The sequence below is a fragment of the Streptomyces sp. NPDC030798 genome (assembly GCF_055572275.1).
The window spans coordinates 428,782-445,046 of record NZ_JBVIDR010000005.1 but is presented as its reverse complement, the minus strand read 5'-3'; the positions used below and the strand labels follow the sequence as shown (position 1 = coordinate 445,046).

Sequence of the window (16,265 nt, the reverse complement as noted above, 5' to 3'; positions counted from 1 at the left end):
AGGGGTCAGAAGACCGACTCCGCCTCGTCCATCCGGTCCTTCGGGACCGTCTTCAGCTCGGTGACCGCCTCCGCGAGCGGCACCATCACGATGTCGGTGCCGCGCAGCGCGGTCATCCGGCCGAACTCGCCGCGGTGCGCGGCCTCGACGGCGTGCCAGCCGAAGCGGGTGGCGAGGACGCGGTCGTAGGCGGTCGGGACGCCGCCGCGCTGGACGTGGCCGAGGATGACCGGCTTGGCCTCCTTGCCGAGGCGCCGCTCCAGCTCGTACGCCAGCGCGGTGCCGATGCCCTGGAAGCGCTCGTGGCCGTACTGGTCGATCTCGCCCTTGCCGTAGTCCATGGTGCCCTCGGCGGGGTGGGCGCCCTCGGCGACGCAGATGACGGCGAACTTCTTGCCGCGGGCGAAGCGTTCCTCGACCATCTTGACCAGGTCGGCGGGGTCGAAGGGGCGCTCGGGCAGGCAGATGCCGTGGGCGCCGGCCGCCATGCCGGACTCCAGCGCGATCCAGCCGGCGTGCCGGCCCATGACCTCGACGACCATCACGCGCTGGTGGGACTCGGCGGTGGTCTTCAGGCGGTCCATGGCCTCGGTGGCGACGCCGACGGCGGTGTCGAAGCCGAAGGTGCGGTCGGTGGAGGAGATGTCGTTGTCGATCGTCTTGGGGACGCCCACGACCGGCAGGCCGGCGTCGGAGAGCATCCGGGCCGCGGTCAGCGTGCCCTCGCCGCCGATCGGGATGAGGGCGTCGATGCCGAACTCCTCGACCATGTCGGCGGCGCCCTCGCAGGCCTCGCGCAGCCGGTCGCGCTGGAGCCGGGAGGAGCCGAGGATGGTGCCGCCGCGCGCCAGGATGCCGCTGACGCCGTCCAGGTCGAGGGTGCGGTAGTGCCGGTCGAGCAGGCCCCGGTAGCCGTCCTCGAAGCCGATGACCTCGTCGCCGTACTGCGCCACCGCACGGTGCACGACCGAACGGATCACGGCGTTCAGGCCGGGGCAGTCGCCGCCTGCGGTGAGAACTCCGATGCGCATCGTGCTGTGTCTCCTGCTCGCTGTGGGTGCCGGTGAGCCGGTGTCGATTGTTTCACGTCCGCCAGTGAGGTGACGTCTTGACGGGCGCCTTAACCGGCACGGGGGGTATTGTCAAGAGGGTTCTGCTCACCTTGGTGGGCGATTTTTATGCCGAAGGCGTGACGCACGACAAGACGAACGGAGTGGACACGTGACGCGCAGCGTGTACGTCACCGGGATCGACCGCGGTGACGGCCGCCAGGTCGTGGAGCTGGGGGTCATGGAACTCCTGACCCGGCAGGTCGACCGGGTGGGGGTGTTCCGTCCGCTCGTCCACGACGCTCCCGACCGCCTGTTCGAGCTGCTGCGGGCGCGGTACCGCCTCGCGCAGGACCCGGCGACCGTCTACGGCATGGACTACCAGGAGGCGTCCGCGCTCCAGGCCGAGCAGGGCACGGACGAGCTGGTCTCCACGCTGGTCGACCGCTTCCACCGGGTGGCCCGGGACTACGACGTGGTGCTGGTCCTCGGCACCGACTTCGCCGCCACACAGCTGCCGGACGAGCTGTCGCTGAACGCCCGCCTCGCCAACGAGTTCGGCGCGTCCGTGATCCCGGTGGTGGGCGGCCGCAAGCAGACGACGGAGGCCGTGCTCGCCGAGACCCGCAACGCCTACCGCGCGTACGACGGGCTGGGCTGCGACGTGCTGGCCATGGTCACCAACCGGGTGGCCCGCGAGGACCGCGACGAGATCGCCGAGCGGCTCACGAACCGGCTCCCGGTGCCCTGTTGGGTGGTGCCCGACGAGCCCGCGCTGTCCGCGCCGACGGTCTCCCAGATCGCCCACGCGCTGGACGCGAAGGTACTGCTCGGCGACGACTCGGGGCTGGCCCGCGACGCCCTGGACTTCGTCTTCGGCGGTGCGATGCTGCCGAACTTCCTGGCCGCTCTGACCCCGGGCTGCCTGGTGGTGACCCCGGGCGACCGCGCCGACCTGGTCGTGGGCTCGCTGGCCGCGCACAGCGCCGGCACCCCGCCGATCGCGGGGGTGCTGCTGACCCTGGACGAGGTGCCGCGCGAGGAGATCCTCACCCTGGCCGCCCGTCTCGCCCCCGGCACCCCGGTGATCTCGGTGGCCGGCACCAGTTTCCCCACCGCCGAGCAGCTCTTCTCGCTGGAGGGCAAGATGACCGCGGCCACTCCGCGCAAGGCGGAGACCGCGCTCGGACTGTTCGAGCGGTACGCCGACACCGCCGAGCTGGCGCGCCGGGTCTCGGCGCCGAGCAGCGACCGGGTCACGCCGATGATGTTCGAGCACAAGCTGCTGGAGCAGGCCCGCGCCGAGCGGCGCCGGGTGGTGCTGCCGGAGGGCACCGAGGAGCGGGTGCTGCACGCGGCCGAGGTGCTGCTGCGCCGGGGCGTGTGCGACCTGACCCTGCTCGGCCCGGAGGACCGGATCCGCAAGAAGGCCGCCGACCTCGGCATCGACCTCGGCGACAGCCAGGTGATCGACCCGGCCACCTCCGAGCTGCGGGACTCCTTCGCCGAGCAGTACGCCCGCCTGCGCGCCCACAAGGGCGTGACCGTGGAACTGGCGTACGACGTGGTCAGCGACGTCAACTACTTCGGCACGCTCATGGTCCAGGAGGGCCTGGCCGACGGCATGGTGTCCGGCTCGGTGCACTCCACGGCCGCGACGATCCGCCCCGCCTTCGAGATCATCAAGACCAGGCCCGAGTCGTCCATCGTCTCCTCGGTCTTCTTCATGTGCCTGGCCGACAAGGTGCTGGTCTACGGCGACTGCGCGGTCAACCCGGACCCCGACGCCGAGCAGCTCGCCGACATCGCCGTGCAGTCGGCGGCCACCGCCGCCCGGTTCGGCGTGGAGCCCCGGATCGCGATGCTGTCGTACTCCACGGGCACGTCCGGCTCGGGCGCCGACGTGGACAAGGTGCGCCGGGCCACCGAGCTGGTGCGCGAGCGGCGGCCCGACCTGAGGATCGAGGGGCCGATCCAGTACGACGCGGCCGTGGAGCCCTCCGTCGCCGCCACCAAGCTGCCCGGCTCCGAGGTCGCGGGGCAGGCCACCGTGCTGATCTTCCCCGACCTCAACACCGGCAACAACACGTACAAGGCCGTGCAGCGCTCGGCCGGCGCGATCGCCGTCGGCCCGGTGCTGCAGGGTCTGCGCAAGCCGGTCAACGACCTGTCCCGCGGCGCGCTCGTCCAGGACATCGTCAACACCGTCGCCATCACGGCGATCCAGGCCCAGCACCCCGCCCCGTCCCCGACCGAGAAGGCGTCCGAGCAGTGACCTCCCCCACCCGTGTCCTCGTCCTCAACTCCGGCTCCTCGTCGGTGAAGTACCAGCTGCTGGACATGCGGGACAGCAGCCGGCTGGCGGCGGGCCTGGTCGAGCGCATCGGCGAGCAGACCTCCCGGCTGAAGCACACCTGCCTCGTCACCGGGGAGACCCGGGAGCAGAACGGGCCGATGGCCGACCACGACGCGGCGCTGAAGGCGGTCGCCGAGGAGCTGGCCCGGGACGGCTTCGGGCTGGACTCGCCGGACCTGGCCGCGATCGGGCACCGGGTGGTGCACGGCGGTCTGTTCTTCACCGAGCCGACCGTGATCGACGACACCGTGCTCACCGAGATCGAGCGGCTGATCCCGGTCGCGCCGCTGCACAACCCGGCCAACCTCACCGGCATCCGCACCGCGCAGGGGCTGCGGCCCGACCTGCCGCAGGTGGCCGTCTTCGACACCGCGTTCCACACGACGATGCCGGAGTCGGCGGCGCGCTACGCCATGGACCCGAAGATCGCCGACCGGTACCGGATCCGCCGCTACGGCTTCCACGGCACCTCGCACGCGTACGTCTCCCGGGAGACCGCGCGGCTGCTGGGCAAGGAGCCGTACGAGGTCAACGTCATCGTGCTGCACCTGGGCAACGGCGCCTCGGCGTCGGCGGTCCGGGGCGGGCGCTGCGTGGACACCTCCATGGGGCTGACGCCTTTGGAGGGGCTGGTGATGGGTACGCGATCCGGTGATCTGGATCCGGCGGTCATCTTCCATTTGGAGCGTGTTGGCGGAATGTCCATGGACGAGATCGACACTCTTCTCAACAAGAGGAGCGGACTGTTCGGTCTGTGCGGGGACAATGACATGCGGGAGATCCGCCGCCGGATCGACGAGGGCGACGAAGCGGCCGCCCTGGCCTTCGACATTTACATTCACCGGCTGCGGAAGTACATCGGCGCCTATTACGCGGTGCTCGGCCGGGTGGACGCGGTCGCGTTCACGGCCGGTGTCGGGGAGAACGCGGCGCCGGTGCGGGAGGCGGCGATCGCCGGCCTGGACTCGCTGGGCCTGGCGGTCGACGGCGAGCTCAACGCCGCACGCAGCGGTGAGCCGCGGCTGATCTCGCCGGAGGGCGCGCGGGTGGCGGTCGCGGTGGTGCCGACGGACGAGGAACTGGAGATCGCCACGCAGACCTACGCACTGGTGGGAAAGAACAGCTGAGCAATACACCGCACAAATGACAGAAACTACAGCCCGGTAACACGCCTGAGCGCATGTCCGCCCATTTGTATCTTCCGCCAGACGGAATATTCCGCAGCGAAACAAACCGATAGGATCGCCTCATGCGCCGTTCGAAAATCGTCTGTACTCTCGGCCCCGCGGTCGACTCCCACGAGATGCTCGTCGCCATGATCGAGGCGGGCATGAATGTAGCCCGTTTCAACTTCAGCCATGGCTCCCACGCCGAGCACCAGGCGCGGTACGACCGCGTCCGGGCCGCCGCCAAGGAGACCGGCCGCCCCATCGGGGTGCTGGCCGACCTGCAGGGCCCGAAGATCCGCCTGGAGACCTTCGCCGAGGGTCCGGTCGAGCTGGAGCGCGGTGACGAGTTCGTCATCACGACCGAGGACGTACCGGGTGACAAGCAGATCTGCGGTACGACCTACAAGGGGCTGCCGGGCGACGTCTCGCGCGGCGACCAGGTCCTGATCAACGACGGCAACGTCGAGCTGAAGGTCGTGGACGTCGAGGGGCCGCGGGTGCGGACGATCGTCATCGAGGGCGGTGTCGTCTCCGACCACAAGGGCATCAACCTGCCCGGCGCGGCCGTCAACGTGCCGGCGCTGTCCGAGAAGGACGTGGAGGACCTGCGCTTCGCGCTCCGCATGGGCTGCGACCTGGTCGCGCTGTCCTTCGTGCGGGACGCCAAGGACGTGGCGGACGTCCACCGCATCATGGACGAGGAGGGCCGCCGGGTCCCGGTCATCGCCAAGGTGGAGAAGCCGCAGGCGGTGGAGAACATGGAGGACGTCGTGATGGCGTTCGACGGCGTGATGGTCGCCCGCGGTGACCTCGCCGTCGAGTACCCGCTCGAGAAGGTCCCCATGGTGCAGAAGCGGCTGATCGAGCTGTGCCGGCGCAACGCCAAGCCGGTGATCGTGGCGACCCAGATGATGGAGTCGATGATCACCAACTCGCGGCCGACCCGCGCCGAGGCCTCCGACGTGGCGAACGCGATCCTGGACGGCGCCGACGCGGTCATGCTGTCCGCGGAGTCCTCGGTGGGCGCGTACCCGGTCGAGACGGTCAAGACCATGTCGAAGATCGTCGCTGCGGCCGAGCAGGAGCTGCTCTCCAAGGGGCTGCAGCCGCTCGTCCCCGGCAAGAAGCCGCGCACCCAGGGCGGTTCGGTGGCCCGTGCGGCCTGCGAGATCGCCGACTTCCTCGGTGGCCGGGGCCTGATCGCCTTCACCCAGTCCGGCGACACCGCCCGCCGCCTGTGCCGCTACCGCGCGGCCCAGCCGGTCCTCGCCTTCACCACGGACGAGGCCACCCGCAACCAGCTCACCCTGAGCTGGGGCGTGGAGCCGCACGTCGTGCCGTTCGTCAACAGCACCGACGAGATGGTGGACATGGTCGACCAGGAGCTGGCCAAGCTGGGCCGCTTCAACCCGGGCGACATCGTCATCATCACCGCCGGCTCGCCCCCCGGTGTCCCCGGCACCACCAACATGGTCCGCGTGCACCACCTGGGCGAAACGGCGGCCTGACGGCCGCTGAGAGCCTTTCCGCGCACCGAGGGCGCCTCCCTGTGACAGGGGGGCGCCCTCGGGCGTTCTGCGGCCGTCCCGGACACGGGTGTGGCCCGGTCCCTGGGGGGAGGACCGGGCCACGGTGATGCGGCTCCCGGGTGAGCTTGTGCGACCGCTCAGTCGGTGGTGTAGACCTGCATGCCGGGGACGGTCAGATTGCCACCGAACTGGGCTGCCTGGACCACGTGGACTTTGGTCATGTAGATCCAGGGGATGTTCAGCGGGGGCGGGCTGTCGGGGCTGAAGGTGACGGGGATCAGTCCGAGCAGGTTGCCCGAGATGCTCTCGGTGTACATCACCGTCTTGCCGCCGCTGATGGTGGAGTTGGACCCCTTGGCGGCCTGCACGTGGTAGGTCTTGCCGGACTGCTTGTCCTTGACCGTCTGATGCAGGTCACCGATCTCGGTACCGTCCGAGATGACGTACTTGAGCACCTTCTTGACCGTGCCGTTGGCCGTCCTGACCTTCACGATGCCCTGGTAGTCGGCGCCGTTCAGGGTCAGGTGGCTGGCGTCCAGGTACCAGGGATCGTCCGCCACCGTCACCTTGTTGTCGACGCCGCCCTCGGCGTCGGTGGCAGCCGGGCAGTCGTCGGGCGACGTCGAGGAACTCGCGGACGGGCTCGGGGTGGCCGACTCCGCGGCGTCCTTGACCGTCGTGGTGGTGTCCTCGACCGTCTTGGAGACCGTGCCCGTGGTGTCCTTGACGGTGTCGGTGGCCTTCTCGACGGTGTCCGTCGCCTTCTTCGCCGTGTCCTTGACCGTGTCGGAGGCGCCGCCCGTGCCCGAGGTACCGGAAGAGGGAGCGGACGAGGACGGGGACGGGGACGCGGAAGGCGTCGGGCTCGCGGACGTACCGGAGTCCTGCTTGCCGCCGGTGAAGATGTCACCGATCGTGTCGCCGATGGTGTCCAGCAGGTTGCCGCCGCTGCTCTGGGACGCCGAGGGGCTGGGCGTCGCCGTGTCCTCGGAGCCCGAGGAGCCCGAACCCGAGGAGCCGGAGCCCGAGTCGGCGGAACCGGAGCTCGCCGTCGGCTCGGGCGTGGCCTTGTCGCCGGAACCTGAATCCGAGGAAGAGGTCTTGCCCGAGTCCGTGGAGCTCTGCGTGTCCTTGGTGGGGGCGCTCGCCGTGGGGGTCGGCGTCGCCGTACCGGTGGACTCGCTCGCGGACGGGGACGGCGAGGACGAGGCGTCCTTGGAGTCCTCCAGCGCCTTGACGCAGTCCTTGTAGTCCGCGGCCTTCTGGCTGTTGGACGTGTTGGCACTGTCCGCGAGGGCGAGCGACGACGTGAAGCCGAGGCCCATCAGCACCGCCGTCGGCATCGCCACGGAGGCTATCGCCTTGCCGGCCGGCATGTGGAACCTGGTGAAGAGCGGCTTCTTGGGTGCCGCGTGGCGGGGCCCGGTTCTCGCACGGGACGCGTCCACGTCGGTCCCGTGGGTCACCTCGTCAGCCGGCACTGTGCCTCCCGTTCGCCCCGTTGGCCGGGCTCGTTCCTGACAGGTCCTGCGACTCGTACACCCCGTCCGCGGCCTGGTGCGGCAGCGGCACGGAGTCCGGAGCACCACCCTCCACCGGCGCCTGGGCGGCCGGCGGCTCCGGCTCGGGCTCCGCGCCCGGCGCCCAGGCGACGGCCAGCGCGCCGCCGACGAGGGCGAAGAGGAAGCCCACGATGAAGCCGCCGAAGTTCGACACAGGGAGGGACACCAGCGCCAGCAGGATCGCGGCGACGCCGGCGAACGTCCGTACATGCTTCTGGAACCAGAGGGTGAAGCCCAGGACGATGAGCAGCACGCCGATGATCAGGGACCCGGCTCCCGCAGTGGTGGACATCGCGAGCGTGAGATGACCGAGCTGGAGGTGGTAGTACGGGAAGTAAATGATCGGAAAGCCGCCGAGCATGACGAACAGGCCGGCCCAGAACGGCCGGGTGCCCCGCCAGGCGCGGAACTGCAACCTCCGGCGGGTGAACTGGCCGGGTGCGGCAGGAGTCTCGGCGCTCATGGAAAGCTCCCTGGTGCGGCTTGCTGTGGTGGGGGTGGTTCTGCGACGGAACGGTGGGTGGTGCGTGAAGACGCGGGTGAAGGTGGAACGGGCGGGGAGTCCGTCGGCCCCCCGCCCGTCACCCCGTGCTCAGTGCACGAGCTGGCACTCGTCGGTGCCCTTGGACAGCGCCATGTGCAGCCCGCTGAGCTTGAAGGTCGCCGCCGTGGTGGCCCAGGCGTGCTGGCTCACGTCGGTCAGCGTGGCCGAGTCGGCCTGCTGGGCGAAACCGGCCGGGTTCGCCTTGTCACCCGGGTGTATGCCCTTGTGGGTCTCCCCCGCCGCAACACCGATGTCGATGTTGTTGAACGTGGCGTTCGCATCGAGGTCGTTGACGTCGATGTAGAGGTTCTCCGCGTGCACCGGCGTGCTGCTGCCGGCGGTCAGCTTGAGGGTGACCGTGCCGACCAGCGGCAGGTCCGGGGTGACCACGGACTGGCACATGTTCGTGATGTCCGCGGAGCTGAATCCGGACACGGCCACCGCGTGAGCGGCGTCCTTCTTGCCGGACATGCTGTAGCCGGTGTCAATGGCCCCGTACTGGACGAAGTCCTTGCCCTCGAGCTTCGAGGCCGTGACCTTGAACTCCTGGCCCGACACACTGAACGACGCGGCGAGGGCACCCTGCGCGAGGGCGACACCGACACACGCCGTGGCGGCGACGCTGGGCACCATGACCACAGCGAACCGCTTCCATCTGGTCCCGCCACGCACCTGGGACTCCATATTTCCTCCTTCTCGGACGTACATCTCCTGGCCCTGACTCGCCCCCGAGTGGGCGGCTGCAGCCAGGCAGGGATGGGAGAAGTGCTACGTCCTCGGGAAGGAGAGCGCCCGTAGTCGTCAGGCGCGAACCGCACCCGAATCACCGGCGATCACCCCCGAGCGACAACCACTGGTCGCGCCTGACACACATCACGCACAACCTTCTGGACAGGCTTCGCCGTGACGGCGAAGACCCCCCTGTCCTAGACCCGGCGCCACTGCCGCCGGCTCTGCTCGGTGGGGACCCAGACTCCCCGCGACCCGACCGGCTGCCGGGGTACGGGAATGGACCGAGCGTCGCCGATCGTGGTGCATTCTCGGCCCGGACACAAGGGGGTTCGTTACTCGCTAGTAACGGCCGGATAACCGAAGGACGACCCACCGGTCTCGGACGGCCACCCTGGGTGGCATCGGGGGGCAGAGCAAAGCCGTTGATCCTTGGACGAAACCAGACAGATCAACGGCCCTGATTTACTCGGAGTAACAGCCCGTGCGATTACCAAGATTTGGTAAAGCGCAGCCGCCCTGACGCATCGTCGGCCAATCTTTCACCCCGGCACCACAAGCCGTGGCGTTTAGCGACTGGTCAGAACAGGGCGCGCGCCAGCGCTCGTCGCGCGCCCACCACGCGCGGGTCCTCGGGGCCCACGACCTCGAACAGCTCCAGCAGCCGGCGCCGTACCGTGTCCCGGTCGTCACCCGCCGTGCGCCGCACGGTCTCGATGAGCCGCCCGAAGGCGTCCTCCACATGACCGCCCACCAGGTCCAGGTCGGCGGCCGCGATCTGCGCCTGGACGTCGCCCGGCTTCTCGGCGGCGTCCTTGCGCACCTGCTGCGGGTCGGCGCCCTGCACCCGCTGCAGCAGTTCGGCCTGGGCGAGCCCCAGTTGCGCCTCGGTGTTGCCCGGGTCGTCGACGAGCACGTTCTTGTAGGCCTGGACGGCCCCGGCGAGATCCCCGGCGTCCAGCGCCTGCACGGCGGCCTCGAGCAGGGCGTCGTACGGCCCGGCCGGCGCCGCCTGGCGCGGGGCGTCGGCGCCCGGCTGCGCGTCCGGGTCGACGGTCAGGCCGGTCAGCCCGAAGCGCTGCTCGGCCACCTGCACGAGCTGGTCCAGGGTCTGCCGGATCTGCTGCTCGCCGGCCGCACCCTGGAAGAGCGGCAGCGCCTGTCCGGCCACAACGGCGAACACGGCCGGGATGCCCTGCACCCCGAACTGCTGCATCAGCATCTGGTTGGCGTCGACGTCGATCTTGGCGAGGAGGAAGCGGCCGTTGTACTCGACGGCCAGCCGCTCCAGGACCGGGCTCAGCTGCTTGCAGGGCTGACACCACTCGGCCCAGAAGTCGATGACGACGGGGACTTCGGCGGAGCGCTGAAGCACATCGCGCTCGAATCCGGCTTCGTCGACGTCGATGACGAGATCGGCCGGGGAGACGGCCCCCGCACCGCCCTGCCGGGCGGCCTCGGCGCGCGCCTGCTCGGCCTTGGCCTTGGCTTCCTGGGCCGCCTTCACCGCGGCGAGGTCGACAACACCGCTCATGGACATGTTCCGTGGCTGCATGCGTCTATCCTCCCCCGATCCCGCGCATGAAGAAAAAACGGTGTGGTGGCGCCGGGTCCCCACCCCACGCCAGTGGTCGTCGCCCGTGTACGTCCCTCACGAGCTTTCGCTACGACCCGTAGCGTAATGCCATACGGACACCCCGGGACACCACACCCCGGTGATCTCCCTCACGACCGCACAGATCACGCCGGTTATGGTCGAGACATGCAGAGCCGCACCCCCGCCGGCCGCCCCGGCCGCCCGCGCAGCGCCGCCGCGGACACCGCGATCCTGGCGGCCACGCGCGAGGCACTGGTGGAACTGGGCTGGTCCCGGCTCACCCTGGGGGACGTGGCGACACGGGCCGGGGTGGCGAAGACGACGCTGTACCGCCGCTGGGCGGGCAAGCACGAACTGGTGGTCGACGCGGTGGCGGAGCTCTTCGACGAGCTCGAACTGCCCGACAGCGGGAGCCTGTCCGCGGACATCGAGGGCGTGGTGCTGCAATTCGCCGCCATCCTGGCCCGCCCCGAGGCCAAGAGTGGCCTGATGGCGGCGGTCGCGGAGGCCACCCGCGACGACGCCCTGCGCGAACGCATCCGCGCCTCCATCGTGGAACGCCAGAAGCGCCTCGTCCTGGAGGGCCGCGCCCGCGCCCAGGCCAGGGGCGAACTGCCCCCCGAGCCCGGTCCGGAGGAGGCGGCCCGCACGGTGGACCTCATCTTCGACATGGTGGCGGGCGCAGTCGTCCACCGCACCCTGGTGAGCGGCAAACCGGCGGACGAGGAATGGGTCCACAGCTTCACCCAGGTCCTGCTGCAGGGCCTGACGTCCCGGCCGCCCACTTCCTAGAACCCGGCGGGCTCCGTGTACACCCCCCACTCGTCGCGCAGTACGCCGCAGATCTCGCCGAGCGTCGCCTCCGCGCGGACCGCGTCCAGCATGGGCCCGATCATGTTGGAGCCGTCGCGCGCCGCGTCGAGCATGGCGTCCAGCGCTGTGCGCACGGCCGCCTCGTCCCGGGAGGCCTTGCGGTCGCCGAGGATGCGGACCTGTTCGCGCTCCACCTCGTGGCTGACGCGCAGGATCTCCAGATCTCCGGTGACGGATCCGGTGTGGACGTTGACGCCGACGACCCTCTTGTCGCCCTTCTCCAGGGACTGCTGGTAGCGGAAGGCGGACTCGGCGATCTCGCCGGTGAACCAGCCGTCCTCGATGCCGCGCAGGATGCCGGAGGTGATGGGTCCGATCGGGTGCTGCCCGTCCGGGTGGGCCCGCAGACCCCGCTCCTTTATCCGGTCGAAGATCTTCTCGGCGTCCGCCTCGATCCGGTCCGTCAGCTGCTCGACGTACCAGGAACCGCCCAGCGGGTCGGCCACGTTGGCGACGCCGGTCTCCTCCATCAGCACCTGCTGCGTGCGCAGCGCGATCTCGGCGGCCTGCTCGCTGGGCAGCGCGAGCGTCTCGTCCAGGGCGTTGGTGTGCAGCGAGTTGGTCCCGCCGAGCACGGCGGCCAGCGCCTCCACGGCCGTACGGACCACGTTGTTGTACGGCTGCTGGGCCGTCAGCGAGACGCCGGCGGTCTGCGTGTGGAAGCGCAGCCACTGGGCCTTCTCGCTCTTCGCGCCGTACACGTCCCGCATCCACCGCGCCCAGATGCGCCGGGCCGCGCGGAACTTGGCGATCTCCTCGAAGAAGTCGACGTGGGCGTCGAAGAAGAAGGACAGGCCGGGGGCGAAGACGTCGACGTCCAGGCCGCGGCTGAGGCCCAGCTCGACGTACCCGAACCCGTCCGCGAGCGTGTACGCCAGCTCCTGGGCGGCCGTCGCGCCCGCCTCGCGGATGTGGTAGCCGGAGACGGACAGCGGCTTGTACGCGGGGATGCCGGCCGCGCAGTACTCCATGAGGTCGCCGATGAGGCGCAGGTGCGGCTCGGGCTGGAAGAGCCACTCCTTCTGGGCGATGTACTCCTTGAAGATGTCCGTCTGGAGCGTGCCGTTGAGGACGGCGGGGTCCACGCCCTGCCGCTCGGCGGCGACCAGGTACATGCAGAAGACGGGGACGGCCGGCCCGCTGATGGTCATCGACGTGGTGACGTCGCCGAGCGGGATGTCCTTGAAGAGGACCTCCATGTCCGCCGCCGAGTCGATGGCCACCCCGCAGTGCCCGACCTCGCCCAGCGAGCGCGGGTCGTCGGAGTCCCGGCCCATGAGCGTCGGCATGTCGAAGGCGACCGACAGGCCGCCGCCTCCGGCGGCCAGGATCATCTTGTAGCGCTCGTTGGTCTGCTCGGCGTTGCCGAACCCGGCGAACTGCCGGATCGTCCACGTGCGCCCGCGGTAGCCGGTCGGATGGAGCCCGCGCGTGAAGGGGTACTCCCCGGGCCAGCCGATCCGCTCGAATCCCTCGTACGTGTCACCCGGCCGGGGCCCGTACACCGGCTCCACGGGGTCGCCGGAGAGCGTGGTGAAGTCTGCGTCGCGCTTGCGTGCGGCGTCGTACCGGGCCTGCCAGCGTCGGCGGCCCTCCTCGATGGCGTGAGCGTCCATACCCTCGAATTTACTTGGACGTCCTAGTAAATGTCGATGGCCGACTGCCACACAGCACTCGAGTGGCGGTGGAGCGGCCTTTGTGCGGGCGCCTGCGCGGCGGGGAACCGCGTGTGCGGCGGGAGGGCTACGCCTTGGCGACGGCCGCGGCCGGGTCGGCCACCCGGCCCTCCAGCTCGTGGGAGACCTTGCGCTCGACGAAGAAGGCGGCCGTCGGGACCGTACCCGCCAGCAGGACCCAGAGCTGCTTGCCGACCGGCCACTTCGCCTTGGAGCCCAGGTCGAAGGCGAAGACCAGGTAGACGACGTAGAGCCAGCCGTGGGCGATGCCGATGAAGGTGGTGAACTTGTCGGCCCCGTCGATGTGCAGCCCGTACTTGGCGATCACGCCCAGGGTCAGCAGGACCAGCAGCACACCGGTGACGTAGGCCATGACGCGGTAGCGGGTCAGCACGCTCTTCTTCATGCCGTCGAGCGTAACCGCCCGTTCCGGGAGATCTTGCCCCGGGTCACCCCATCGGGGAGCCCCGCCTCACTCCTCTTCGAAGTCGTGCGCCGCGATCCGCAGCGGGCGCAGGATGGCGAAGATCTCCCCGCACTCCTCCGCGTCGTAGACCCCCAGGCCGAAGTCCATGGCCATCAGGTCGCGGGTGGCCGAGTCGACCACCTCGCGGCCCTTGTCGGTGATGACGGCGAGGGTGCCGCGGCCGTCGTTGGGGTTGGGGCGCTTGGCCACCAGGCCGGAGCGCACCAGGCGGTCCACGGTGTTCGTCACCGACGTGGGGTGCACCATCAGACGCTCGCCGATCTTGGACATCGGCAGCTCCCCGGCCTTGGAGAAGGTGAGCAGCACCAGCGCCTCGTACCGCGCGAAGGTCAGTCCGTAGGGCTTGACCACGGCGTCGACCTCGGCCAGCAGGATCTGCTGGGCCCGCATGATCGAGGTGATCGCGGCCATCGCGGGCACGTTTCCCCAGCGCTGCTTCCACAGCTCGTCGGCGCGCGCGATGGGGTCGAAGGGAAGGCTGAGTGGCTTCGGCACGTCATCAGACCCTACCGGCCGGTCATATGCCGGTCAGCCCTGTCTCGGCTTTCGGTCGCTCTTCGGCCGTCCGGGTGACGTGCGTCACCTACGGGTCGGCCTCAGCGGCGGTTCGTGCGGCGCAGATGGTGGCGTACGGCGCGCTGGGCGACCGGGCCCAGCTCCTCCAGGGCCGCGGCCAGCGCGCCGAGCTGCTCCAGGGCGTCCAGCCCCGCGTGGGCGCCCGCCTCGTCCACCCCCTCGTACAGCTCGATGCCGACGAAGGAGGCGACGACGGCACGTGCGAGGCCGGCCGGGTCGGTGAACTCCCCGAAGGGCGTCGCGCCGAGCACCCGGTGCAGCACCTGCTCGATCTCGGCGATCCACAGCTCCAGCCCGGCGGCCGTGGCCGGCCCCAGGGCCGCGTGGGTCTGGGCGCCGGCCAGCAGCTGGCCGAGCAGGGCCACGTGCCCCTCGGCCCGCTCCTGCTCGTGCATCTCCCGGCCGACGGCGAGGAGCTCGGAGAGCGAGGCGACCGAGGCGAGGCGGGCCCGGTAGCGCGCGACGGTCTGCTCGGCGCCGTACCGGCAGGCGGCGGCGAGCAGCTCGTCGACGGACCCGAAGTGGTAGAAGACCAGCGCCTGGTTGACCCCGGCCGCCGAGGCGACCGTACGGGCCGAGGCCTTGGCGATGCCCTGCTCGGTGAGCGTGCGCAGTGCCCCCTCCAGCAGCTTGACCTTGGTCTCCTGGGACTTGGCCGTCTCGGCCCTGGCCCGCTCCGGGCTCATGCGCGCGCCTCCTCCCGCACCGGACGCAGCCCGGGCCGTACGCCGCGGTCGCGGACGTCGGTGTACGACGCCGTGAAGGAGCCCTCGTAGCCGAAGAGCGGCCCGAAGCGCCGGTTGACCACCCGGACCCGGATGCGGAAGCGGCCCGTGGCGTCGTCGTAGGACTCGCGCACCTCGGCCGTGGCGCCGATCAGCTCGGGCACGCGCACGTCCACCGGGCCCTCGCGGAAGCGGTGCTCCCCGGAGCGGATGAGCAGGGAGCCGTCGGGCTCGGCGCCGAGGTGCAGCTCGCTGGCGAGGTGCTGGTGGGTGCCGAGGTAGTCGAGGATGCGGTCCCCCCGGGGGCTGAGCACCATCTGGGCGTCGAAGCGGCGGGAGCGGCCGGGCAGGTCGAAGGTGCGCACGAAGGTCACCGTCTCACGGCCGAAGGTGTCGGTGTACGGCACGTTCTCGATGACGAAGGGGACGTCGCGGCCCGCGCGCGGGACGAGGATGTTGCGGGTTGCGCCGAGGGCCAGGAACGGCTTCACGAAGGCCGGGCCGTGCCAGATCCGGTCCATCACGCCCCGGCCGGTGCAGGCCTCGCCGCTTTCCAGGCCCACCGAGAAGCGGCGCCGCAGCTGGGGGTGGAGGCGGTCGAAGGCGTCGCCCATCGCCGCCCGGAAGATCGACGTCATCCGAGTTTCTCCAGGGTGCGCAGGACCCCGGGTGCGCACGCCCGGGTCACCGGCGCACGCAGGCAGCGGCGGGCGGCCGGGGTGGCCGCGAGCGGCGCCTTGAACAGGGCGAGGGAGAGGGCGACCACCAACAGCAGCGGGCAGAGGTACGCCAGGGCGGGCGCGAGGGAGCCGAAGGGGCTCAGGGAGGGCTCCAGGACGAGGCCGGCCAGGCACCCGGCGAGCACGAGCGCGCGGACGGCCAGCTCGGCCAGCCAGTTGACCAGGGCCCGCTCGGGGGTGATGCCCCGCTCCAGCCACAGCCGCAGCCGGTCGAAGGACCAGGCGGTCGCCCAGCCCATCAGCGGCCGCAGCACCAGCCGGTCGGCGACGGCGCCGAAGGCGCCCCAGCGGGGGCGGTAGTCGTAGCCGGTGAGGAAGCGGACGCCGTCCGCCTCCGGGACGTAGCGCCAGTAGCCGCTGCCCTCGGCGAGCAGGGACAGGGGGTGCGGGCAGGAGAAGCGCAGGGCGGAGGTGCGGGTGCCGTCGGGTCGCTGCTTCTCACCGGCCAGGACGCCGGTGCCGGACAGGGTGAGCAGCGGCAGCACGCGCGTGGCGTACCGGAAGCGCTGCGGCTCGCCCTCCGCGAGGGGGAGGTAGGTGATCTCGGAGAACCGCAGGTCCCAGCGCTGGTGCCGGCCGGGGTCCTGGGTGTGCGCCCAGAGATCGTCCAGGTCGGCGGCGATACGTGTCTCTATGTAGAGACCCATGATGTT

General features: G+C 70.6%; 15 protein-coding genes. 4 read left to right on the top strand and 11 right to left on the bottom strand.

From position 1 onward, the window contains the following. Nucleotides 1-5: 5 nt before the first annotated feature. Nucleotides 6-1,031 carry an ATP-dependent 6-phosphofructokinase gene (locus ACZ404_RS15055; RefSeq protein ID WP_468439747.1) on the bottom strand — a complete coding sequence of 342 codons (1,026 nt, stop codon included), beginning with the start codon at nucleotides 1,029-1,031 and terminating at the stop codon, nucleotides 6-8. Nucleotides 1,032-1,221: 190 nt separating this feature from the next. Here ACZ404_RS15055 and pta point away from each other — a divergent pair, with 190 nt between their 5' ends. The 3 genes from pta to pyk all read left to right on the top strand — a co-directional run bounded on the left by pta (nucleotide 1,222) and on the right by pyk (nucleotide 6,082). Beyond that, nucleotides 1,222-3,324, top strand: a complete 2,103-nt coding sequence (gene pta, locus ACZ404_RS15050) for a phosphate acetyltransferase (protein WP_468439745.1) — start codon at nucleotides 1,222-1,224, stop codon at nucleotides 3,322-3,324. After that, nucleotides 3,321-4,532 carry an acetate kinase gene (locus ACZ404_RS15045; RefSeq protein WP_468439744.1) on the top strand — a complete coding sequence of 404 codons (1,212 nt, stop codon included), beginning with the start codon at nucleotides 3,321-3,323 and terminating at the stop codon, nucleotides 4,530-4,532. The genes pta and ACZ404_RS15045 overlap by 4 nt, the downstream gene beginning before the upstream one ends. Nucleotides 4,533-4,654: 122 nt before the next feature. After that, nucleotides 4,655-6,082: a pyruvate kinase gene (gene pyk / locus ACZ404_RS15040; RefSeq protein ID WP_468439742.1), complete on the top strand. Its 1,428-nt coding sequence runs from the start codon at nucleotides 4,655-4,657 to the stop codon at nucleotides 6,080-6,082. A gap of 158 nt (nucleotides 6,083-6,240) precedes the next feature. Here the strand turns inward: pyk and ACZ404_RS15035 are convergent, their stop codons facing one another. The 4 genes from ACZ404_RS15035 to ACZ404_RS15020 all read right to left on the bottom strand — a co-directional run bounded on the left by ACZ404_RS15035 (nucleotide 6,241) and on the right by ACZ404_RS15020 (nucleotide 10,493). Beyond that, nucleotides 6,241-7,584: a hypothetical protein gene (locus ACZ404_RS15035; RefSeq protein ID WP_468439740.1), complete on the bottom strand. Its 1,344-nt coding sequence runs from the start codon at nucleotides 7,582-7,584 to the stop codon at nucleotides 6,241-6,243. Next, nucleotides 7,574-8,128: a DUF6114 domain-containing protein gene (locus ACZ404_RS15030; RefSeq protein WP_468439738.1), complete on the bottom strand. Its 555-nt coding sequence runs from the start codon at nucleotides 8,126-8,128 to the stop codon at nucleotides 7,574-7,576. The genes ACZ404_RS15035 and ACZ404_RS15030 overlap by 11 nt, the downstream gene beginning before the upstream one ends. Nucleotides 8,129-8,257: 129 nt before the next feature. Then, nucleotides 8,258-8,893 (bottom strand): DUF6230 family protein, encoded by a 636-nt coding sequence (locus ACZ404_RS15025; protein WP_468439736.1) that lies wholly within the window; start codon nucleotides 8,891-8,893, stop codon nucleotides 8,258-8,260. Between the two features lie 625 nt (nucleotides 8,894-9,518). Continuing rightward, nucleotides 9,519-10,493: a tetratricopeptide repeat protein gene (locus tag ACZ404_RS15020; RefSeq protein ID WP_468439734.1), complete on the bottom strand. Its 975-nt coding sequence runs from the start codon at nucleotides 10,491-10,493 to the stop codon at nucleotides 9,519-9,521. Nucleotides 10,494-10,700: 207 nt separating this feature from the next. Between ACZ404_RS15020 and ACZ404_RS15015 the strand changes: the two genes are divergently transcribed. Then, nucleotides 10,701-11,327, top strand: a complete 627-nt coding sequence (locus ACZ404_RS15015; protein WP_468439732.1) for a TetR/AcrR family transcriptional regulator — start codon at nucleotides 10,701-10,703, stop codon at nucleotides 11,325-11,327. On the opposite strand, the gene ACZ404_RS15010 is transcribed toward ACZ404_RS15015, so the two are convergent. From ACZ404_RS15010 to ACZ404_RS14985, 6 genes are all read right to left on the bottom strand, one after another. Further along, nucleotides 11,324-13,024, bottom strand: a complete 1,701-nt coding sequence (locus ACZ404_RS15010; protein WP_468439730.1) for an acyl-CoA mutase large subunit family protein — start codon at nucleotides 13,022-13,024, stop codon at nucleotides 11,324-11,326. The two genes, ACZ404_RS15015 and ACZ404_RS15010, sit on opposite strands and share 4 nt — an antisense overlap. Before the next feature lie 127 nt (nucleotides 13,025-13,151). Next, nucleotides 13,152-13,490: a DUF3817 domain-containing protein gene (locus tag ACZ404_RS15005; protein ID WP_468439728.1), complete on the bottom strand. Its 339-nt coding sequence runs from the start codon at nucleotides 13,488-13,490 to the stop codon at nucleotides 13,152-13,154. Between the two features lie 66 nt (nucleotides 13,491-13,556). Next, nucleotides 13,557-14,066, bottom strand: a complete 510-nt coding sequence (locus tag ACZ404_RS15000; protein WP_468439726.1) for a MarR family winged helix-turn-helix transcriptional regulator — start codon at nucleotides 14,064-14,066, stop codon at nucleotides 13,557-13,559. Nucleotides 14,067-14,167: 101 nt separating this feature from the next. Beyond that, entirely contained in the window at nucleotides 14,168-14,833 is a 666-nt protein-coding gene (locus ACZ404_RS14995) for a TetR/AcrR family transcriptional regulator (protein ID WP_468439724.1), read from the bottom strand. Further along, nucleotides 14,830-15,510 (bottom strand): DUF4166 domain-containing protein, encoded by a 681-nt coding sequence (locus ACZ404_RS14990; protein ID WP_468439722.1) that lies wholly within the window; start codon nucleotides 15,508-15,510, stop codon nucleotides 14,830-14,832. Before ACZ404_RS14990 ends, ACZ404_RS14995 begins: the two co-directional genes overlap by 4 nt. Next, nucleotides 15,507-16,259 (bottom strand): hypothetical protein, encoded by a 753-nt coding sequence (locus ACZ404_RS14985; protein ID WP_468439720.1) that lies wholly within the window; start codon nucleotides 16,257-16,259, stop codon nucleotides 15,507-15,509. The genes ACZ404_RS14990 and ACZ404_RS14985 overlap by 4 nt, the downstream gene beginning before the upstream one ends. Nucleotides 16,260-16,265 lie beyond the last annotated feature (6 nt).